The sequence below is a fragment of the Streptomyces acidiscabies genome (genome assembly GCF_020010905.1).
GTDB lineage: Bacteria > Actinomycetota > Actinomycetes > Streptomycetales > Streptomycetaceae > Streptomyces > Streptomyces acidiscabies.
Window position 1 is genome coordinate 3,303,814 of record NZ_JAGJBY010000002.1, and the last position, 18,905, is coordinate 3,322,718.

21 protein-coding genes are annotated in these 18,905 nt (G+C 73.3%); 5 read left to right on the forward strand and 16 right to left on the reverse strand.

The genetic code is table 11. The features are described from left to right. Positions 1–11: 11 nt before the first annotated feature. From J8M50_RS41150 to J8M50_RS41165, 4 genes are read right to left on the reverse strand one after another with little or no spacing between them, the layout of a single operon-like run. A complete protein-coding gene (locus J8M50_RS41150) occupies positions 12–647 on the reverse strand; it encodes a hypothetical protein (protein WP_010359855.1) in 636 nt (211 codons plus the stop codon). A gap of 17 nt (positions 648–664) precedes the next feature. Continuing rightward, entirely contained in the window at positions 665–1,207 is a 543-nt protein-coding gene (locus J8M50_RS41155; protein ID WP_010359856.1) for a hypothetical protein, read from the reverse strand. Further along, the gene (locus J8M50_RS41160) at positions 1,204–1,959 is read right to left on the reverse strand and encodes a hypothetical protein (RefSeq protein WP_010359857.1); all 756 of its coding nucleotides are present in this window, start codon (positions 1,957–1,959) and stop codon (positions 1,204–1,206) included. Before J8M50_RS41160 ends, J8M50_RS41155 begins: the two co-directional genes overlap by 4 nt. After that, complete coding sequence (locus J8M50_RS41165; RefSeq protein ID WP_010359858.1) at positions 1,956–2,711, reverse strand: hypothetical protein; 756 nt, start codon at positions 2,709–2,711, stop codon at positions 1,956–1,958. Before J8M50_RS41165 ends, J8M50_RS41160 begins: the two co-directional genes overlap by 4 nt. A 245-nt stretch (positions 2,712–2,956) precedes the next feature. Here J8M50_RS41165 and J8M50_RS41170 point away from each other — a divergent pair, with 245 nt between their 5' ends. Then, entirely contained in the window at positions 2,957–3,166 is a 210-nt protein-coding gene (locus tag J8M50_RS41170; RefSeq protein ID WP_158002843.1) for a hypothetical protein, read from the forward strand. 240 nt (positions 3,167–3,406) lie between these two features. On the opposite strand, the gene J8M50_RS41175 is transcribed toward J8M50_RS41170, so the two are convergent. The 12 genes from J8M50_RS41175 to J8M50_RS41235 form a co-directional block, all read right to left on the reverse strand. Beyond that, entirely contained in the window at positions 3,407–4,756 is a 1,350-nt protein-coding gene (locus tag J8M50_RS41175) for a hypothetical protein (protein WP_010359861.1), read from the reverse strand. Between the two features lie 53 nt (positions 4,757–4,809). Next, positions 4,810–6,270 (reverse strand): hypothetical protein, encoded by a 1,461-nt coding sequence (locus tag J8M50_RS49470; protein ID WP_029184600.1) that lies wholly within the window; start codon positions 6,268–6,270, stop codon positions 4,810–4,812. Further along, complete coding sequence (locus tag J8M50_RS41190; RefSeq protein WP_010359863.1) at positions 6,200–6,952, reverse strand: hypothetical protein; 753 nt, start codon at positions 6,950–6,952, stop codon at positions 6,200–6,202. The genes J8M50_RS49470 and J8M50_RS41190 overlap by 71 nt, the downstream gene beginning before the upstream one ends. A gap of 13 nt (positions 6,953–6,965) precedes the next feature. Further along, the gene (locus J8M50_RS41195; protein ID WP_010359864.1) at positions 6,966–7,739 is read right to left on the reverse strand and encodes an HAD family hydrolase; all 774 of its coding nucleotides are present in this window, start codon (positions 7,737–7,739) and stop codon (positions 6,966–6,968) included. Between the two features lie 62 nt (positions 7,740–7,801). Next, the gene (locus tag J8M50_RS41200; RefSeq protein ID WP_010359865.1) at positions 7,802–9,304 is read right to left on the reverse strand and encodes a putative type IV secretion/conjugal transfer ATPase; all 1,503 of its coding nucleotides are present in this window, start codon (positions 9,302–9,304) and stop codon (positions 7,802–7,804) included. A gap of 28 nt (positions 9,305–9,332) precedes the next feature. Beyond that, a complete protein-coding gene (locus J8M50_RS41205; RefSeq protein ID WP_308010578.1) occupies positions 9,333–9,812 on the reverse strand; it encodes a DUF6238 family protein in 480 nt (159 codons plus the stop codon). 16 nt (positions 9,813–9,828) lie between these two features. Further along, positions 9,829–10,374, reverse strand: coding sequence for a hypothetical protein (locus J8M50_RS49475; RefSeq protein WP_010359869.1), 546 nt, complete (start codon positions 10,372–10,374; stop codon positions 9,829–9,831). A 71-nt stretch (positions 10,375–10,445) separates the two neighbouring features. Beyond that, positions 10,446–11,915: an SCO6880 family protein gene (locus J8M50_RS41215; RefSeq protein ID WP_010359870.1), complete on the reverse strand. Its 1,470-nt coding sequence runs from the start codon at positions 11,913–11,915 to the stop codon at positions 10,446–10,448. Positions 11,916–12,002: 87 nt separating this feature from the next. Then, entirely contained in the window at positions 12,003–13,349 is a 1,347-nt protein-coding gene (locus J8M50_RS41220; protein ID WP_010359871.1) for an SCO6881 family protein, read from the reverse strand. A 42-nt stretch (positions 13,350–13,391) separates the two neighbouring features. Then, positions 13,392–14,090 carry a hypothetical protein gene (locus tag J8M50_RS41225; RefSeq protein ID WP_010359874.1) on the reverse strand — a complete coding sequence of 233 codons (699 nt, stop codon included), beginning with the start codon at positions 14,088–14,090 and terminating at the stop codon, positions 13,392–13,394. Beyond that, a complete protein-coding gene (locus J8M50_RS41230; protein ID WP_010359875.1) occupies positions 14,090–14,404 on the reverse strand; it encodes a DUF6112 family protein in 315 nt (104 codons plus the stop codon). Before J8M50_RS41230 ends, J8M50_RS41225 begins: the two co-directional genes overlap by 1 nt. A 133-nt stretch (positions 14,405–14,537) precedes the next feature. Beyond that, a complete protein-coding gene (locus J8M50_RS41235; RefSeq protein ID WP_010359876.1) occupies positions 14,538–15,653 on the reverse strand; it encodes a C40 family peptidase in 1,116 nt (371 codons plus the stop codon). 438 nt (positions 15,654–16,091) lie between these two features. Between J8M50_RS41235 and J8M50_RS41240 the strand changes: the two genes are divergently transcribed. The 4 genes from J8M50_RS41240 to J8M50_RS41255 all read left to right on the forward strand — a co-directional run bounded on the left by J8M50_RS41240 (position 16,092) and on the right by J8M50_RS41255 (position 18,803). Further along, a complete protein-coding gene (locus J8M50_RS41240) occupies positions 16,092–16,847 on the forward strand; it encodes a DNA-methyltransferase (protein WP_029184601.1) in 756 nt (251 codons plus the stop codon). A gap of 237 nt (positions 16,848–17,084) precedes the next feature. After that, entirely contained in the window at positions 17,085–17,612 is a 528-nt protein-coding gene (locus J8M50_RS41245; RefSeq protein WP_029184602.1) for a DUF4913 domain-containing protein, read from the forward strand. After that, positions 17,609–18,130 carry a hypothetical protein gene (locus J8M50_RS41250; protein ID WP_223786408.1) on the forward strand — a complete coding sequence of 174 codons (522 nt, stop codon included), beginning with the start codon at positions 17,609–17,611 and terminating at the stop codon, positions 18,128–18,130. The genes J8M50_RS41245 and J8M50_RS41250 overlap by 4 nt, the downstream gene beginning before the upstream one ends. Beyond that, positions 18,120–18,803 carry a hypothetical protein gene (locus J8M50_RS41255; RefSeq protein WP_010352566.1) on the forward strand — a complete coding sequence of 228 codons (684 nt, stop codon included), beginning with the start codon at positions 18,120–18,122 and terminating at the stop codon, positions 18,801–18,803. The genes J8M50_RS41250 and J8M50_RS41255 overlap by 11 nt, the downstream gene beginning before the upstream one ends. The last annotated feature ends 102 nt before the right edge of the window (positions 18,804–18,905 follow it).

Here is an 18,905-nt window from a genome sequence, read left to right on the forward strand (position 1 = left end):
GCGGGGCGGGGTCAGCGGGAGGGGCGGGGCATGTAAGCGAGAGGACGCGGTGGGGGAGGCGGGGCCGGTGAAGGTGCCGGCCGCAGCGGTGCGGTGCGGGGGGCGGGGCGCGCGGTGTCGAGTCGTTCGGCTGCCCGCCACAGCATGGTCGCGGTCGTCCGGAGTTTGTCGAGGACGAGGTTCACACGGTCCTGGACGATGTCGGTGGCGGCCTGGCGGACGAGGCGCAGGAGCTCCGGGGCCAGGGCGGGCGCGTCGGCGTGCAGGGAACTGACCTGTTCGACGACTTCGCAGTAGTCGCTGAGCGCGTTCCCGGCCGCGACCGTCGCCTGGGTGTAGGCGGCGTGGACCGGGTGGGGCACGGGGTCGATGGCGGACACGCCCACCTCGCCGGCGGCGTTTCTCGTCAGGTCCGCGAGGGCCATGGCCAGGCGGCACACGGTGGCGAGGTCGGGCAGGGAGCCGCGAGGATGGGCCTGGGCTATCTCGGCGCGGAGGTTGTCGAACATCCAGGCCGTCTGGAGCAGGACGCTCTTCTCCCCTTGGATGCGGCCGGTGGGGTGGGGGACGGTGGACTCCGGTGGCTGGGTCGGTCGGGTGGTGAGCTGGGAGAGGTTGTGCCGGTACCTGAGGGGAGTGCGTCGCACGCGGGAGCGGGACACGCTCACAGGCGGCGGGGCAGGGGGACCGGTTGCGGCGGCGGGGCGGGGATCGCGGACGCGGCGCGGGCGTCGGCGGTGGTTCTCAGCTGCCTGGCGCCGTGGTGGAGGTGTCTTCGGCTCGTCCTGATGCCGAGGACGGTCTGCCGGAGCGCGGTGTCGACGGTCGTGGCGGGGGCGCGGCGGCGGGTGAGGTCGGTGAGGCGGGCGAGGTGGCGGACGGCGGTGCCGAGGGACGCGAGCGCGTGGCCGGCGGACTCGGCGGCTTGGGCGAGCGCGATCGTGACCGTGCGGTCGGTGTCCGTGACGTCGCCGGGGTGGTCGGCGGCGTCACGGTGCCGGGTGGACGTCGCACCCGCCAGATACCCGAGCAGGCGTGCCAGGCGACGCATTTCGTCCTCGAGGGTCAAGCTGACCGGCGGGTCCGGGTGGACCTGGTCGTCGAGGGGGAGACCGTCGGCGATGTGCTGGAGCGAGTCGGCGACGGTGTGCAGCAGTACACGCTGGTCGAGCGCGGAGCCGTGGACGCCGGGGCGAGGCCGGTTCACCGGCGCCGCCCCGGCGGGGAGGGCCTGCGGGGTGGCGGTGCCGGCGCGGCGTGGCGGATGTTCACGCCGATCCCCGTCCGGGCCAGTGTCCGCGCCGCTTCCTGGAGCGCTACGGCGTGCTCGGCGGCGCGGAGGAGGACGAGGGCGGCCTCGTCCAGCCGGTACTGGAAGGAGCGGGCGAGCAGGACGTGGCGGGCGTCGGCGGGAACGGCGGCGTACGGCGTGCCGATGGCGCCGTCCGGGTACCAGACGAGCGTGACGGTCCGGGAGACCTCGGGAGCGGAAGGCCGGTGCGGAGGGTGCGGCCTGCGGCGCGCTTCGGCGCGTACGGTGTCCAGGGCGTGCCGGTAGGCGGGGAGCAGACGGCGTGCGACCGCGGCGGCGGCACGGGCGGGGTCGGCGGGGACGGAGATACCGCAGGGCTCGTCGACCGCGCTGACGTGGTGGGGCGCGGCCTCGGGTTCGAGCGGGACGACGAGGAACTCGCCCCGGCGGCGGGGACGGTCGATGACGCACAGGACCTGCTGGCCGGGTCCGTGGAGGAGGACGTCGTGGCCCAGCATGTGGCCGGCGACCGCGTTGCGGATCTCACCGTTGTCCCAGACCCGGTCGTGGAGCGGGAACGGGTCCCCGCCGGGCCGGTAGGAGCGGTAGGCGGACATCCACGGGCCGGGGAGACGCTCGGCGAGCGCGGCCCCGAAGGCGCGCAGGAACGTGGTGCGGTGAGGAGGGAGCGGGACCGTGGGGGTCATCGGCTGTTCGGCCTGTCCGGCGGTGTCGGGGGCGGTCCGGCGGGACCGTCGGCCGGTGGTGTGGGGCGGGTGTCGAGGCAGACGTGGAAGCCGAGGCGGCGCAGACGGGTGGTGGCGCGGGCGAGTTGGAGGAGGGCGCCCTTGCGCGGCAGACCGTCGGGGGACCGGCAGTCGCCGGTCGCGGGGTCGAGGATGTAGCCACCGCGGCCGAGGAGTTCGTACAGCCCGCTGGCGTGGTGGCAGCGGATCCGGATGCCCTGGTCCGGGGTGATGGCGACAGAGACGCGGCGCTGTCCGGCATGGGCGCGCCGCCATGCCGGCAGGGCGGTGAGGACGAGGTCGATGGAGGAGCCGAGGCGGCGTTGCACAGCGGCGGCGGCGCGGGCGGGGTCGGCCGGGACGGCGATGCCACGCGGTGCTGTGAGGCCGCGGACGTGCTGGTGGCCGGTGCCGGCGGGGAGCATGGGCAGGACGAGGTACTGGTGGGGGTGGCGGGGGCGAGGCATCACGTAGAGCTGGATGCCGTGGGGGTGGGTGAGGACCCGGCGGTGGGCGGCGGGGGTTCCGGGCTCGTGGAGGAGAGGGCCGGTGTCCCAGATCCGGGCGGTCGCGTCGTCGTCGCTGACCGGCGGGCAGTCTGATTCGATGCGCCACCGGCCGGGCAGCCGCGCGGCGAGGTCGGCGGCGAACCGGGTCACGGTGATGATTTGACGCAGTTGCGGCCCGAGCGGGGGAAGGCGGCGGTGGTTCATCGGCGCGGTCCTGCGGTGCCGGGAGCGGGCGGTGGTGCCGGGGGCTTGGGGGTGGCAGGGGTGTCCGCAGACGGTACCGGCGACGAGAGTGGGTCGTAGTGCGCGCGCAGAGCTTGGAGGTGCGCGTCGTCGGCCAGGGTGAGCCCGAACAGCAGGCGGCTGGCGGCGTCGCGTATGAGCCGGGCCGGTGAGTCGAGCTCGCCGCCGCCGTTGTGCTTCTTCCAGCGGTAGAAGTGCTCCTCCAGATGGTTGACGATCTCGTGGACGGCCGGGGTAACGGCTTCCAGCAGGGTGTCGAGGACGTAGCTGAACTCGGCCGGGCTGCCGGCTTCGGCGAGAGCAGCGCGGTAGGGATCCAGGTCCGGTGTGGGGAACGGCTCGGTCAGGGGGTGGTCGGCACGGAACCTGTCGGCGTCACGGCGAGCCCAGCGGCGCAGGTCGTCGCTGGTGGCTGAGCCGGTGCGGTGGGCGTTGACCTGGTTGCTGGTCCGGCCGGTGTTGTCGTTGAGATCGAAGTCCGGGTGGCGCAGGGGTGTTCCTCTTCAGAGTCGGTGTTGTGCACAGGGGAGAAGGACGGCGCGTCTCGGCTCTCGACGGGGAAGCGCGGGCCCGGCAGGCTCTTTCGACGGTGCAGGTCAGGCCACGTGCGGTGAGCGGGCCGGTGACCCCGCCGTACAGGTTCTGGACGTCGCGCCTCACCGGCCGCGCCGGGAGGAAGCCCCCGAGCAGGGCGCCTGAGGGGTCGGTTCGGGGGCGGGCTTCCGCGCTGCGACCGGCGTTGGGGGCGGCGGTGGGGGTGTGCCGATGCGGGGGGCGACGTGGCGGGCGGCGCGGATCATGGTGTCGCCTGCGGTGGCGAGGCCCATCGCGTGGTGCCATGCGTCCTGGGCGTGCTCCAGGGTGAGGAAGGACTGTGCGGTGGCGGGAGCTTCCTGGATCTCCGAGAGCGCCTGGCGGATGCGGGTGATGCCGGTCAGGTGCTGACGGACGTAGTCCAGTTCGTACAGGACGCCTCGGAGCGGGCCGGCGAGGTGGTCGGTGGGGGTCGTCACGGCGGTGATGCCGTCGAGCAGGGCGGGCGCGTGGGCGAGGTAGACGTCGACGGCGTCCTGGGCGCGGACGTCGCGCAGCGACATGGCGGTGCCACGTGCGGCTTCGGCGAGCGGGTGGCCGGCGTAGGTGGGGGAGACGACCTGCCAGGAGGCGGCGGTGTGGTGGAGTTCGACGGTCGCGTGGGCGAGCAGGCTGATGCGAGCGTCCCAGACGTTGCGGGTCCAGACGGGCAGGAGGGTGTGGTAGATCCTGTCGGCGGCCTCGTGCGGGTCGGATGGCAGGACGAGCGGGCCGGGACCGGGGATCGCGTCGCTCTGCGAGATGAACGGCGTGGTGGGAAGAAGAGTGGCGGCGATGATCAGGGCTCGGGAGCCCGCCTCCTGGAGGAGGACCACGTCGTGGTCGGGGCCGGACAGGAGCGAGGCGCGTGCCGCGCGGCGGCTGAGTGCCGTTGCGTCGTCCGATCCGCTGGTCCACAGCCTGTCACCCAGCAAGTCCCTGTCGAAGGGGCGCAGAGGAACGGGGGCGGTGGCCCAGTCTCCGGGAAGTACCTCGGCGATGCTGCCGGTGTAGGCGGTGAACGCCTGCCCGCGGCGGACCGCTTCGCCGGGGTTGCGCAGGAGGAAGAGGTGGTCCTCCCATTCACGGGCGAAGTGCTCGACGAGGCCGGCGGTACGGGGCAATTGGTCGGCGAGGACGACGAGCACGGTGGCAGGTTTGTGCGGGCTGGCCTCGAAGACGGCCTCGGCCGGGAGGTCGTCGGGCAGGCGGGGGACGATGGAGTACGCGCCCGGTTCGGCAGCGGCGGTGGCGATGAACTGAGTGCCGTCTGGCATGGTCAGCAGTGCCGCAGGGATCTCCGCGTCGGACAGGGGAGGATTCGACGCCTTCAGGCCGATGCGCTGGGTGCCGGGGACCAGGGTGGCGGTCCAGCCCAGGTGTTCGGCGAGCGTGGTGGCGAAGAGATACAGGTCGGAAGACGGGGAAGACATGGGTGATGTTTCTTCTCGGCGGAGGGGAGGGGCGCGGGGGGTGCAGGGGCGTTTCACTTGCCGCGCCGGGTGGGGCCGATGATCAGGACCGGTGCAGGTGCCGGTGGAGGAGTCGGTGCGGTCAGGGATGCGGGGGCCTTCGCCGGGGGTGGCGGGGGTGTGCCGATGCGGCCGGTGACGTGGCGGGCGGCGCCGATCATTGCTTCGCCCGTGGCGGCGAGGTCGACGGCGTGGGACCACATCTCGGCGTTGCGCTCCTCGACGAGGAGCGGCTGTTCGGCGGCGGGTGCCTGGCGGATGCGTGCGTCCCATTCGCGCCTGAGGCGGCCGGCGTTGCGCAGGGTCTCCCGGAGGTGGTCCAGGGTGCGCAGGTCACGGCTGACCGGCCCGGCGAGGCGGTCGGCGCCGGTGGTCACGGCGGTGATGGCGTTGAGCGTGGCGGGGGCGTGGGTGAGGTAGGTCTGGACGGCGGTCCAGGCGCGGGCGTCGCGTATGACCGCGCCGGCGCCGGGGTCGTGGGCGGCGTGGTAGGTGTCGCCGACGGCGTCCCAGGAGTCGATGGCCTGCCGGAGTTCGGCGGTGGCGTGGGCGAGGACGCCGGTGCGGGCGGAGAAGACTGCGCGGTCCCAGGCGGGCAGGAGGAGGGAGCGGATGCTCTGCGCTGAGGCTGCGGCGTCGGCGGTCAGGGAGAGGGCCGCCGGGCCGGGGACGGGGCTGTCGGGGGTGATGCGCAGGCGGGCCGGGAGGAAGGTGACGGCGGTCGTGTCCCGGTGGGGGCCGGCGTCCTGGACGAGCAGGACGCGGTGGCGCGGGCCGGTCAGGAGCGCGGCGCGGGCTGCCGTGGCGAAGGCTTTGCGGCCGGTGTCGGGCCCGGTGGCCCACAGGGTGGGGAAGAGGCGTTGGTGGGCGCGGGAGTCGAGGTCCAGGACCGTGGCGGTCCAGTCGCCGGGGAGCGTGGCGGCGACGGTCCCGGCGTAAGCGGTGAAGACGTCGTCGAGGCGTGCCGCCTCGACGGGTTCCAGCGCCGCCCGTGCGCGGGTGAGGTGGTCCTCCCAGCCGGAGAGGAACATGCTGAAACGGTCCGCCGCGTGCTCGGGGGTGGCCGCCGCGTTGAGGAGGACGACGGTGGGTTCCCGTTCCTGTATCGCCGCGGTCGTGTTGGCAGGGAGGTCGGTGGGGCGCAGGGGGCCGACGAGGTAGCGGTAGGCGTCCGGGTCGGTGCGCGGGGCGATGATGAACTCGGTGCCCCCGGGAGTGGTCAGCAGCGCCGCTTCCGACGCCTGGTCCAGGGCCTCGTGCAGACGGGTGCCGAAGCCCCAGAGCGGGTGCCCGTGCGGCTGCGTCGGTGTGGCGGTCCAGCCCAACTGGCCGGCGAGGGCGGTCGCGAAACGGATGAGGTCGGAGGACAGGGAGACATTCCTTCTCAGGCGGAGGGTTTTGTCGTCAGCGACGCCGGTACGCGCCCGGTGAGGAACGCGGAGCCGCGGGAGGGCTGTGGCCGGCTGCGGCGGCATCCTGGCCAGCAAGCGCATGGCGTCGGGGATCTGCTCGCGGGCGTGGGGTTCTCGGCACCGTGGCGGAGCCGCTGGATGCGTGCGTGCCGCCGACGAGGGAGGGGCGGCCGTCGAGTTCGTCGAGCCAGTCGAGGAGCCTGGGCAGGTTCTTGTCGGGCCCGTAAGCGAGATAAGTGCCGTCGGCCGAGTCACAGCCGAACCACTCGGCTATCCGAAGGCGGCGCAGGGAGTTGACGCGGCCCATGTGCACGCCTTTGCCGCGGGTCTTCGCCTCGCGGGCCAGCCGTTCGGCGACGGGGCCGAGCTTCCACTCGGTCGATCCGGCCAGGAACAGGACGTCGAAACCGTCCCACGGCAGCAGTCCGGGTACCTCGCACCCGTCCTGGGCCGCGTAGGCGGCCGGGATGTCCAACTCACGGATGCGAGCCAGCCAGGGCAGGGACTCGGTGAGAGTGCCGGCGGCGTCGAACGGCTGGTCCGGGGCGAGCGCCCACAGACACCGGTCCGGTCCGTACCGTTCGACAGTGCGCCACAGCCAGGCGAACCATGCCTCGGCGCCGGGCCAGTAGCGGCCTTTGCCGTCGCTCCCGAACCTTGAGTTGTCGCAGGCGAACAGCGCGCCCTCGGGGATCCGGGCGCCCTGCGCGGGGGTGGTCATGCAGCCGATGCGTCCGGCGCTCATCGCGGCCCGTATCTCAGGTCCCGAGGGAGTGCCGAGGTAGCGCAGTGTGCCCTCCTGGACCGTGGAGGGAGTGATCGCCGGGGCTGCCCGGCGGGAGAGGCCGGTGCGGGCCGGCTGGAGCGGCGGACGATTTCGCGCGTCCGGCGAGGCCGCGGAGCCCCAAGTCCACGGCGGCATCGAGACTTTCGGTGACCGGCAGCAGCGTGGCGCGCAGCCGGTCCGCCGTTTCCAGGCCGCCGGTGTGCAGGACGGCGTGGGCACCGACAGCGCACGCGGCCCGTCCGTCGTCGGCGGTGTCGCCGATGACGAGGACAGGGCGTGAGCGGAGGCGGTCGGGGAGGGCTTTGAGATGCTCGGTGAGGACGTGTTCCTTGGTTCCGTCGGGTCCGCGGCGGCCGTCGATCCGTGTGAAGAAATCCGCGATGCCCAGGCGCCGGACTTCACCGCGCAGCAGGTCCTCGGGATACAGGGAGAGCAGGGACTGGCTGTGCCCGAGGTCGCGCACGCGGGCCAGAACCTGTTCGGCGCCCGCCCGCAGCCGTGGCGGCCGGGAGCGCAGGAAGCTTGCGAAGTCCGTCTGGGCCTGGGCCCATTCGTCGTCGGTGAGCGGCCGGTTGACCAGCCGGGTGTAGAAACGCCGGACGGGCAGGATGTGTTGTGTCTGGTAGGTCGGGAGGTCGATGGGAGGGGTGTGCAGCCTCTGGAGTGTGTGGTTCACGGCGGCGAGCAGGTCGGCCTGGTCGTCTTTGAGGGTGCCGTTCCAGTCCCAGACGATGTGGACGGGCATGGTGCGGTGCTGGCTCCGGTAGGGATGCGGACGGTGCGGGGATGTCCCGGGGAACTCGGCGCTCAGCGCATGCGTTCGTCGGTGTCGAACAGGCGGCGCTCGTCGGGGTGGAGGGTGTGCTGGACGATGAAGGACCGGCCGGCGACCTTCCACAGGGCGCGTCCGCGGTTGAGATGTGAGATGGCGTCGGATTCGACCGAGGTCAGGCCCAACAGTGAGGCTGAGTCGGTGAGTTGGTCGGTTTCCTGCCGGTAGACGATGCGGGTGGAGCAGTCGGCGAGCAGGCCCTCGGCGAGGGCGCGGCCCCGGGATCCGGCGTCGCCCGCGGTGAGCAGGTCGGACAGGCGGTGGATGACCATGAGGTTGGCGATGCCGAGGCCGCGGGAGAGTTTCCACTGGGCCTGCATGCGCTGGAGGAGTGCGGGGTGGCGCATGAGGCGCCATGCCTCGTCGTAGACGATCCAGCGGCGCCCGCCTGCCGGGTCGGTGAGCGCGGATTCCATCCACGCGCTCGCGCACGTCATCGCGAGGACGAGCGCGGTGTCGTCGCCGGCTCCACCCAATCGGGACAGGTCGATGGTGAGGACCGGGCTGTGCGGGTCGACGCGGACGGTGGAGGGGGCGTCGAACATGCCGGCGAGGTCGCCGTGGACGAGGCGGCGCAGGGCGTGGGCGAGGTCGCGTGCGGCGTCGCCGAGCCGCCCCGACACGTCGGCGGCGTCCAGGCCGGGGTCGTTGAGGGCGCGGGCGACGTCCCCGAGCAGCGGGGTGCGGTGCGCGGCGTCGGCGAGGGCGAGGTCCAGGGCGAGGTCCAGGGCGACGTCGAGCGCGGTGTGCTCCATCGGCAGCAGGTCGCGGCCCAGGACGGTGCGGGCGAGGGAGGCGAGCAGGAGCAGCCGCCGCGTACGGACCTCCCCGGCCCAGTCGCTCTCGGGGACGCCCTCGGGCCGGGGGGCGGCGTCGAGCGGGTTGAGCCGGCCGGGCAGGCCGGGCCCCAGCGCGATGGACGTCCCCCCGAGCGCCGCGGCGACCGGCGTCCATTCGCCCTTGGGGTCGCAGGGGACGTAGACGCGGTAGCCGTGGGCGACCGAGCGCAGCGCGATCGACTTGGCGAGCGCGGACTTGCCCTGCCCGATCACCCCTGCCAGCAGGACGTTCGGGTTCGTGAACCCGTCGAGACGCCCGTACAGGGTGAACGGGTCGAACGTGAACGCCGCTTCGGCGTGGACATCGGTGCCGATGTAGATGCCGTCGGCGCCGAGCCCCCCTTCGGCGAGGAACGGATAGGCGCCGGCGGCGAGCGCGGTGGTCATGCGGTGCTGGGGAAGCCGCAGCCGGCTGCCCCGGGCAGAGGCGGGTCCGGGGCGTCCGGAGACAGGGTGGAGAGCGCCCGGCATGATCGCCGAGGCGTCGGAGGAGTCGGCCGTACGGGCGGATTCTTCGGCGCGGGCCTGCGCGGTGGCGTCGGCGAGACGGCGGCGTGCGATCTTGCGGTCCGCCCGGCCGACCCCGTGCGGGGTGAACAGCGGGGAGGCCGAGGCACGGCGGGCGGGCCGGTGGGGCATGACGGGTGGGCTCGTTTCGGCAGGGGTGTCAGACGGTGCAGCTGGTGGAGTGGGCAGGAGGCGGCGCGGCGAGCCGGGCGGGCGTCGTCGTACGGCGGATCGTGTGGGAGACGGCCAGGTGCCGCTGGCAGATGGTCAGTACCAGCGGGCCGTCGGGGAGTTGCTCGGGGCGGCACTCCTGCGAGGCGGCCGAGCTGGTGTCGGCGGGCGTGGTGTGGAACGCGTCGTGGACGGCGGCGCTCGCCTGCCACAGGCGCAGGCGGGCGTCGGCCAGGTGTCGGCCGGCGGCCGGGCTGGTGGGCCGGGTGGCGTCGGCGAGCTGGTCGACGAGGCGGGTTGCGGCCGTCAGATGGGCGTGCAGGGTGTCCAGGTGCGGCCGGTCGGCGGCAGGCGTGGAGGTGGAGTGGGCGCGGGTGTGGTGGCGCAGGCCGACCGTGGCGGCGCGGAGGTAGGGGTGCGCGTCGGGGGTGTGGTCGTTCAGGGAGGGTCCTTGGGCCGCGGAGGGGATGGTGACGGAGCGTCAGTCAGCGGGAGTGGCGGCCGGGAGCGGCGGGCTGGGGCGGCGCGGGCGGTTGCGGCGTCCGCTGCGGGGACGGCGGGGTCTGCTCGGGCCGCAGGTCGACGACGTGGCCGGGGAAACGCACGCCGGGGTGGCTCTCGGAGGGGACGAACTCGATGCCGGTCCCGTCGTGGGCGTCGTGCCATTCCCGGAAGCCGGGGAGCTGCTGGACGGTGCGGCGGGCGTCGTCGTAGCCGGCGGCGTCCACGAGGAAGCTGGTGGGTTTGTGTCCGTCGCGGCGTTCGAGACCGGCGAAGGTCATGGTGTAGGTCTGGAGTGTGGTGGGGGTCAGGAGCCGGGTGAGGTGGGTGATGACCGTGCCGAGGTGGTCGCTGGCCTCGATGGCGGCGGTGATCCGTTCGTCCTCCCAGTCGCGGTAGGAGTCCTGGCGGACGGAGCCGTCCGTGTCGAGGTAGGGGGCCAGAGCGGCGGCGTGGCGGTCGGCGAGGTCCTGGCAGGATGTGAGCAGCCGGTGCAGGTCGTGGCGCAGATCGTGGTCGGTGTTCGTCATGGGCGGCAGACCTGTGTCCTGTGTCGGGCCGGATGTGCCGGCGGTGCGGGGGGCGGGGGTTGTGCTGCCGGTCACAGGAGGCGGGCGAGGGGGAGGGCGGCGGCGGTGAACGCCTCGGGCTGCTGGTGCAGCAGCCGCCGCAGGTCGACCTGCGCGGTGACGGCGGCGGTCTCGATCTGGGCGCAGGCGGCGTCGAGCGCGGCGTCGGTGTCGGCGGTGACGGTGAGCAGTCCGGTCAGGCTCACGTCGGCGTGTCCGGCGATCAGCTGCTGTTCGCGCTGTTTGACGTCGGCGTACTCGACGGCGTCGGCTTCGGAGTCGACCTGCCCGCGGCGGGTGCGTTCGGCGGCGTCGGCGAGGATCGTGGCTTTGGTGCGCTGGACGTCGCGCAGCGCGGAGTCGAGGGTGCGGGGCGTGTAGAGGAGGGTGAGGGCGCGGCGGACACCGGCGGTGAACATCAGTCCGTGCAGGAACCCGAGGTGCACCTCGGTGCGGGGCCAGTCCTCGATCCAGTAGGTGGCGTGACGGGCGCTGTCGGTGCCGAGGCGGTCGTACTCCTCGACCTGGACGACGGGCCCGGCCGCGGCGGGGTCGGCCTCGGCGCGGCCGGCCGGGGACCACTGCTGGAGCGCGGACAGTGCGCGGGGGTCGTAGGCGGTGCGGATGACGGCGGCGATCTCCCGTGCGGTCAGCCATCCGGTGACCTGGAGGCCGGCGGTGCGGGCGGCCTGGGCGATCGCCGAGGTGGCCTGCTCCATGACGGTGAATGCTCCGGGGAGCCCGCCGCCGGCCTGGGAGATGAGGCGCCGGGCGGCCTTGAGGTCGAGGGCGACGGCGAGATAGGTCTCGTGCGGGGCGGAGGCGGGACCGGCGGAGGCGACCAGATCGGAGTAGATCTGTCCGGCGACGGGGGTCTGCGGCTGCCCGGTGCGCATCCAGTGCCGGGCGAGGGTGTCGCCGCTGTCGGGGACGGTGCGTTCCAGGACCTGGACGGTGGCGATGTGCCCGGTGCGGGCGATGCCCGCCAGGGCGCGCCCCCAGGCGGCGACGTGGTGGTTCTGGGTGGCGGGGTCGAGGAGGGCGAAAGCCTGGGAGGTGACGCGGGCGACGGCGGTGAGGGTCTGGCGGTGGGGGTCGTGGACGGCTGAGGCCCGGTTCGCGGAGTCGCCGGGGGTGACCACGCGCAGGGAGGCGGCGGTGCCGGGCAGGTGGAGGATGCCGTCCTGGTGGGGGCGGGTGACGGGCCGGGCGAGCCAGAGGGACTGGCCGGTGCGGCGGCGCAGGGCGTGGCGGGTGACGACGGGCGTCCAGTCGATCAGGGAGCGTCCGTGGCGGCGGATCGCGACGAGCGCACCGGACGCGGCCCACAGCGGGGCCAGGGCGACGGCGCCGACCAGTCCGGTGGAGACGACCGTCATCAGCAGCAGCGTCAGCGTGCACGAGACGAGGACGAGCTGGGGCAGGGAGAGGCCGAGGAGGATGCCGCGGCGGGATCGGTGCGGGAACTTCACCGCGACCGGGGCGGCGGGGAGATCTGTCACAGCGGGTGCGGGTCCTGGAAGCGGGAGAGGGGGGGACCCGGGGACGGGAGGTGTGGGCTCCCGCCCCCGGGGTGCCGGGCGGAGGGTTCAGATGCCGGCTGCGGGCGGCGGTCCGCTCGCACCGGGTGTGGCGTGGTGCGAGCCGGAGGACGGGGGCGCGCCCTGCGGCGGCGGGCTGGTGGCCGGCGTCGTGGACCGCCACATGCCGCTCTGCCCGGGTGCCGTACCCGTGCCGGAGCCGCCCGGTGGCGGGCTGCCGCCCGTCTGGCCGCTGGTGTCGGCGGACACGCTCGTCGGCGCGGGCTGGACAGTCTTGCGCAGACCGGAGGCGATGTCGCCACCGGATGCGCCGCCCGGTGCGCCGCTGCCAGGACCCTCCGTGCCTCCGCCGACAGGGGTGGCGGCGATGTCGCCGGGGAATCCGCCGGCGGCGTCGGGCCCCTGCGGCGCGGCTGCTGCGGCGGCGCCTGCGGTGCCGGCGGTGGCCGCGGAGACGGCCTTGCGGGCGGCCTTCTCGGAGTAGGCCCGGGCGACCTGCGCTCCGGAGCCGCCGGCGCGGTGGATGGTCTCGCCGTCGGTGCCCTCGGCGGCCCAGTGCGCGAACTTGAACACCGCGTACGGGCACAGCAGGACCAGGATCATGATGACGATGCCGGACATGACGTCGGCGAGGGCTGCGGTGCCGTCCTTGGCCTCGGTCCGGCCCATGGCGGCGATACCGAGGATGAAGATCACGGTCATCAACAGCTTCGAGGCGACGAGGGTGGCGGTGGCCTCGATCCAGCCTCGCCTCCAGCGCCGGGCGGCCTCCCAGCCGCCGCCGGCGGACGCGAAGACCGCGAGGGTGACCATGACGAGGATGCCGACCTTGCGGACCATCATGACGCACCAGTAGAGGAAGGCGCCGACGGCGGCGCCGAGTCCGGCGACGACCGGGACGAGCCAGCCCAGGCTGGACAGCGACGCGATCTGGCTGACCTTCACGAGGCGCCGTACGGCCGTCGCGACGTCCAGGTGGGCGGCGCGGAACAGGCCGTCGGAGAGGGCGTCGGTGACTTCGACGGCGACCGTGGTCAGGGCGACGGCGCTGAACGCGAACAGCACACCTGAGACGGTGCCGGTGAACGCCTGCGCCAGCGCTTGTCCGTCGCGCCGGACGGCGGCCCGCACCAGCTGCGCGCTGAACGTCGCGACCAACAGGATCAGGCCGATCGGCAGCAGGAGTTCGTAGTTGTCGCGGAACCAGGTCGCGTTGAGGTCCACCCGGGTGGTGGTGTCGACCGCCTCGGCGGCCAGATCGGCTGCGGCGGCGGCCAGTTCACCGGCCGACTTCGCCATCCAGTCCCCGATGGCCTTGCCGGGGTCCGAGGCGAAGTCGACCGCCCCGCCGACGGCGCACAGCTTGTCGGCCAGGGGGTAGTCACAAAAACCCACGGGGCGTCACTCCTCCTTCTCTTGTCGTGTCCGGGGCGCGGGTCACTGGGTGACGGACGGGGCGATGGCGGCCAGGGTGCAGTCGTGGCCGGGACGGCACTGGACGGCGAGGGTCACGGCCCGGTCCTCGGCCCCGCCGCCGCCCTTGGCCCAGGTGATGTGCTGCGTGCCGGTGACGGTGACGACGTAGATGTACGCCTCGGTGATCGCGGACGGGTCGTCCGCCAGCGCCTGCTTGAACGCGGAGGGGTAGTGGCCCTCGGTGATGTGGGCGGCGGCGTGCTGGTCCTGGTCGGCCATCCGCGACCACAGCACCGGGTCGGGGACCTGGCCGGAGACCGACGGCCAGTCCGCGTACCGGGTCTCGGGGGTCATCCAGGCGCGCATGCCGGTGAGCTGCTGGTCGCGGCTGGTGCCGCGGGTGTCGTAGGACCACAGCATCTGCGCGGCGGCCCGGGCGTAGGCGACCGGATCCGAGATCCGCGCGGGCTTCGGCACTGTCCCCGAGCCCGCGGACGGCGGCGGGTTTGTTCCGGAGGCGGGCGGGGCGGGTGCGGCAGGTGCAGCGGTATCCGATGGGCGGCGGTCATTTTCGCCGCCGGTCAGCAGGGCGACGGCGGCGGCGACGGCGAGCAGGACGGCGACGGCACAGGCGACGACCGCGATACGCCGCCGCGCCGGCCGGCCGACGCCGTACGCGGACAGCGAGAAGGACGAGAGGGACGGTGGGCGTTTGGGCATCAGTGGACCTGCGAGCCCAGGCTGGAGAAGAACGCGACGATGCCGTTGGCCGCACCGAGGCCGAGCGCCGCGCCGGCGGCGACGGTGGCGCCCTTCTTCCCGTTGGCCTCGGCCTGGTGGCCACCGGTGTGGTGGCCCCAGGCCCAGACGGCGAGCGAGACGGCGAGGGCACCGACGACGGCGATGATCCCGAACATGGTGATCGAGCTGACGACGGTCTTCAGCACGCTCAGGCCGGGCAGGCCGCCGTCCTTGGGAGAGATTCCCGGATCGTAGGCGAGCTGGACGACACGGTCGGCGAGAGGGACGGTCATGAGGGTGGCGGGGCTCCTTGTGGACGCGGGCCGGTGAGGAGGGCCGGCGGTGAGACGGAAAGGGCGGGGCCCGCCCGGCGCGCGCAGGAGGCGCGGCAGGTTTGGGCGGGGCGGTGCCGGCCAGGGGCCGGGGTCACACCACCCGGCGGGCGGCGAGGATCTCCCAGTCCTGGAGAGGGGTGATCCTGACCGGTTTCGATGTGCGCGGCGCCTCGATCGCGAGACCCGAGCCGATGTACATGCCGACGTGTTCGGGCCGGGCGGCACTGCCGCGGCTGAAGATCAGGTCACCGGGCCGGAGCTGGGCGGGCGGGACGGCTCTGCCCTCGTTGACCTGGGTGTATGTGGTGCGGGTGAGGGTGATGCCGGCGTGCGCGTACGCCTGCTGCGTGAGGCTGGAGCAGTCGCAGCGGCCCATGGGGTCGGGGCCGTGCGGGGCCGTGCAGGAGCCGCCCCACTGGTAGAGCGTGCCGAGCTGCTGCATCGCCCACACGATGGCGGTGCGTGCCGCCGGGGCGGTGTCGGAGGGGATCGTGTAGCCCTTGGGGACGCTGCCCTCGGGGATCCGGCCGAAGCCGGAACCGTCCTCCTGGCCTGCGCAGTTGCTCGCGTCGGCTGCGGGCTGCCGGCCGTGGTCCGTGGCCGCGGCGCCGGGGACGGACCGGGCGACGGCGGCCTGCAGTGCGGTGGCCAGGGGTTCCCACTGGGCGTACGCGTCCGGCAGGCCGGAGCGCTGCACGGCCTGGGCGGCCTGGGTGACGGTCATCTGCTGCCAGCCGTCCACCCGGAGCAGGTGTCTGTAGAACTGCTCGCTCGCGTAGAGCGGGTCGCGGATCTGCTGGGCGGTGCCCCAGCCCTGGGAGGGGCGCTGCTGGAACAGACCCAGTGAGTCGCGGTCGCCGTAGTCCAGGTTGCGCAGCCGGCTCTCCTGCATCGCCGTGGCGAGCGCGACGATCTGTCCCTTCGCGGGGACCTTCAGCGAGAGGCCGGCGGTGACGATCGTCGCCGCGTTGGGGATCTGCTCGGCGGGCAGGTCCAGACCCTCGACGCGGACGTCCTTGCCGGACGCGCCGTCGAGGACCCGGGTGATCTGCTCGGCGACTGCGGCGGTGTCGTTGCCGGTCAGGCAGGTACTGAGGGCGCTGCCGGTGTGCACGGCGTCGGCGGCGGAGAGCAGCATCACGCCGGTGCCGGTGATCATGACCGGGGAGAGGACGACGACGCCGATGCCGGCGGCGAGCCACTTCACCCGCGGCGTGCTCGCGTGCCGGCGGTTTCGGGCAGGGGCGGGTGACGGGACGTCATGGATGTGTCCTTCGGGGGCGGGGTGCGGCAGAGGTGGGAGCGTGACGCAAGGGTGCGGCGCCCGGTCCGGCCGTGAGCCCGGCGGGCCGGGGCAGGAAGTACCCCGGTGAGGAAAAGGGGCGTGACCGGCCGGGCGGTGCGCGCCGGGCGGTTCCAAAACAGTAGGCGCGGATCGGCGGCTGACCAAAAAACCGGCGCGAGGTGCCGGAATCCGCTACCCCGGAAGCACGTTTTTGGCCGTCGACGGATTCGCTCCTACAGTTTTCGGACTCCCCCTCTCGCCCTCCTCGTCTGCGGCCCCGGGCTTCTGCATGCCCGCTTTTCCCGCGAGGACTCCCCTGCGACACGGGGCCCCGTGTTCCACCGAATCAGAGGTTCCTCTTTGCCTTTTTCCCTGCACCAGGGCGACGCCCTCAGTGTGCTGACCGGCCTCCCGGACGGCTGCGTCGACTCCGTCATCACCGACCCGCCCTACAATTCCGGCGGCCGGACCGCGAAGGAGCGCACGTCACGCTCCGCGAAGCAGAAGTACACCTCGGCCGATTCCAAGAACGACCTTGCCGATTTCACCGGCGAGAACATGGACCAGCGGTCGTACGGGTTCTTTCTCACCCAGATCATGACCGAAACGCACCGTCTCACGAAGACGGGCGGTACCGCGCTCCTGTTCACCGACTGGCGCCAGCTGCCGGTCACCACGGACGCCATCCAGGCGGCCGGGTGGCTGTGGCGCGGAGTGCTGGTCTGGCACAAACCGCAGGCCCGCCCGCAGAGGGGGCGGTTCACGCAGAACTGCGAGTTCGTCGTCTGGGCCAGCAAGGGGCCGATCGACGCCGCCCGTAACCCCGTCTATCTGCCGGGCCTTTACTCGGCGTCGCAGCCGTCGGGGGCGAAGCGCCAGCACATCACGCAGAAGCCGGTCGAGGTGATGCGCGAGCTCGTCAAGATCTGCCCCGACGGCGGTACGGTCCTGGATTTCTGCGCCGGTTCCGGCTCCACGGGAGTGGCGGCCCTTCTTGAGGGCCGCGATTTCATCGGCGTGGAAAAAACCGGCCACTATGCGGCGATCGCGGCCGACCGGCTCACCGCGACGCTCCGCGAGACCCTCACGCAGGACGACGTGGTGCTCGCCGTCTGAGTCGGATATCCCGGCACGGTGACCGGAACCCCGGGCGGCAGTTCGGCGGGACGGAACCGCAACGGCCCCACAGGCCGGCCGGTCCGCCGGTCACCGTATTCGTTTTCCTCGCATTCCGTGGCCCCGTAGGAGGGTGAGATTCGTATGTCCGAAAATCCGTCTGAGAGCGGGGAACTGGAGCCGGTCCGCATTCCCGATCCGCACTTGGAGGGGATCGAGGCGGATGTCCGCAGGCTCATGGAGCAGGCGTCTCAGCAGGCACAGCAGCTCGACCATCTCGCCTCCTCCCCGGAAGCGGAGGGATCGCCGTTCGCGTTCGGGCTGCCGCGGCTGGGCGGGCCGCCTGCCGCCGCTGTGCCGGAGGCCCGCCCGATCCTGGAACTCGACGGGGAGGCCCGCGAGGACGAACTCGACGCCCTGTCGGACTGGGTCGATGATTACCTCCTCCCGGTGTACGGGGCGGAGGTCACCACTGCGGCGCCGTGGTGCCTGCAGTGGCAGGAGCACGAGGACGTCGTGGCGTGGCTGCACGCGCTGTGGCTGGCCTACCAGCAGCACAAGGAGCCCGACGCGGGGCTCGCCGGCATGTTCGTGTGGCACCGTGATTTCCTCGCCCACGCCGTCGCGGTGATCCGCGCGCCGGGCGGGCCGCTGTCGGCCTGCATGACCTCTCCCGACCGGCCCGCGCACCGTCTGCTGCCCGGCCCGCCGCCGTCCGCGCGTACGCAGACGGCGTCCGCCGGGGCGGACGGGCCGGCGTCATGAGCCGGGGAGGAGAACAGCGTGGGGGTGGGGGACGGCCTGCCTTCGGACTGAGCTTCGACCCGCGTGCTCTGACCGATCTTCTCCAGGCGCCCGGCGACATCCGCGATCTCACCCTCGCCTATCTGCAGGAACTCGTGAACGCGCAGCGCTTCGGGCTGCGCCTCGACGGTGACCTGGAGGGGTACCGCAAGCTGTTCGTCGACGCGCGCAAGGAGTGGAGGGTCGTCTACGCCTTGCGTGCGTCGCCGGCGGAGTCCGCGCACCGCCGGGAGATCCACGTCGTCGCGGTCCGGCCGCGGGCGGGCAACGACGTCTACGACGAGGTCGGCCGCCGCCTGGGCCTGGCCCGCCGGCCGCGCAGCGCCCGCACCCACGCGGCACGCTCCCGCTCCCCGCAGCTGACGGCCCTCCCGCCCGTGCCCCGGCCCGTGCCGCCGTCGGCCGCCCCGCCGGGGCCGCCCCGCCCCGCCCACCGTTCCACTCGCCGAGCACACGGAGTACCGCCCCATGTCACCTGAACCCGGTCCGGTACCTGCCCAGCGCGCGCTGTCCCCGCTCGACCAGCACATCGAGGCCGTCACCGGACACGACACCGACACCCTGTGGACCTACCGCGACCGCGGTGTCCTCGACGAGCCGCACGCCCGCCTGGTGGACCGGCACCGCGAGCTGGCCGAGGCACAGACCGGTGTCACGTTCTACCGTGTCCTCCTGCAGCGCCTGGCGAGCGGCGAGTTCGAGGTCGACGGCGCCCTGCTCACCCGGATCACCCGGACGGTGGAGCAGCTGGCGGAGGCCGTCGCGGCGCGGGACGCCGCGGCGGGGGAGGTGCTCGCCGCCCTGGAGCCGGTCGAGGCCGCCGCAGCGGCCCACGCGCCCGGCGGGAACGTCCTCTCGGTGGACGACCATGCGGCGCTGCTCGCCATCGCCGGCGGTGCCACGTTCCGCGAACACCTGCTGACCGGCCAGAAGTCGGCTGTCGCCGCATCCGGTACCCGTATCCCCCACACCACGCTGCGGCGGCTGGAGGACGCCGGCCTGGCCGTCCGGGACACCAGCCACCCCGAGCACGACGGCCAGGAGGTCGCCCTCACCGACGCCGGACGTGCCGCTCTGCTGGCCGCCCGCCGGACGCCGACGTCGCCGGCCGGGCCCGCCACCCCGCCGGCTGCTCCGATGCGGCGGCGCTGACCACCGAAAGGCCCTTCTGTCTCCCGCTCAACCAGAGCCTCGCAAGCCTCTGCCCCGCGTCGATTTCCGTGTCGACGCTCTCGACGCCGACGAGGACGAGCA

Coding starts and splice junctions, on each gene's coding strand:
- J8M50_RS41160 (WP_010359857.1), bottom strand. CDS start 1,959: ATGACCCCCACGGTCCCGCTCCCTCCTCACCGCACCACGTTCCTGCGC.
- J8M50_RS41165 (WP_010359858.1), bottom strand. CDS start 2,711: ATGAACCACCGCCGCCTTCCCCCGCTCGGGCCGCAACTGCGTCAAATC.
- J8M50_RS41170 (WP_158002843.1), top strand. CDS start 2,957: ATGGTTGACGATCTCGTGGACGGCCGGGGTAACGGCTTCCAGCAGGGT.
- J8M50_RS41175 (WP_010359861.1), bottom strand. CDS start 4,756: ATGTCTTCCCCGTCTTCCGACCTGTATCTCTTCGCCACCACGCTCGCC.
- J8M50_RS49470 (WP_029184600.1), bottom strand. CDS start 6,270: ATGCCGCCGCAGCCGGCCACAGCCCTCCCGCGGCTCCGCGTTCCTCAC.
- J8M50_RS41190 (WP_010359863.1), bottom strand. CDS start 6,952: ATGAGCGCCGGACGCATCGGCTGCATGACCACCCCCGCGCAGGGCGCC.
- J8M50_RS41195 (WP_010359864.1), bottom strand. CDS start 7,739: ATGCCCGTCCACATCGTCTGGGACTGGAACGGCACCCTCAAAGACGAC.
- J8M50_RS41200 (WP_010359865.1), bottom strand. CDS start 9,304: ATGCCCCACCGGCCCGCCCGCCGTGCCTCGGCCTCCCCGCTGTTCACC.
- J8M50_RS49475 (WP_010359869.1), bottom strand. CDS start 10,374: ATGACGAACACCGACCACGATCTGCGCCACGACCTGCACCGGCTGCTC.
- J8M50_RS41225 (WP_010359874.1), bottom strand. CDS start 14,090: ATGCCCAAACGCCCACCGTCCCTCTCGTCCTTCTCGCTGTCCGCGTAC.
- J8M50_RS41230 (WP_010359875.1), bottom strand. CDS start 14,404: ATGACCGTCCCTCTCGCCGACCGTGTCGTCCAGCTCGCCTACGATCCG.
- J8M50_RS41245 (WP_029184602.1), top strand. CDS start 17,085: ATGGAGCAGGCGTCTCAGCAGGCACAGCAGCTCGACCATCTCGCCTCC.
- J8M50_RS41250 (WP_223786408.1), top strand. CDS start 17,609: ATGAGCCGGGGAGGAGAACAGCGTGGGGGTGGGGGACGGCCTGCCTTC.
- J8M50_RS41255 (WP_010352566.1), top strand. CDS start 18,120: ATGTCACCTGAACCCGGTCCGGTACCTGCCCAGCGCGCGCTGTCCCCG.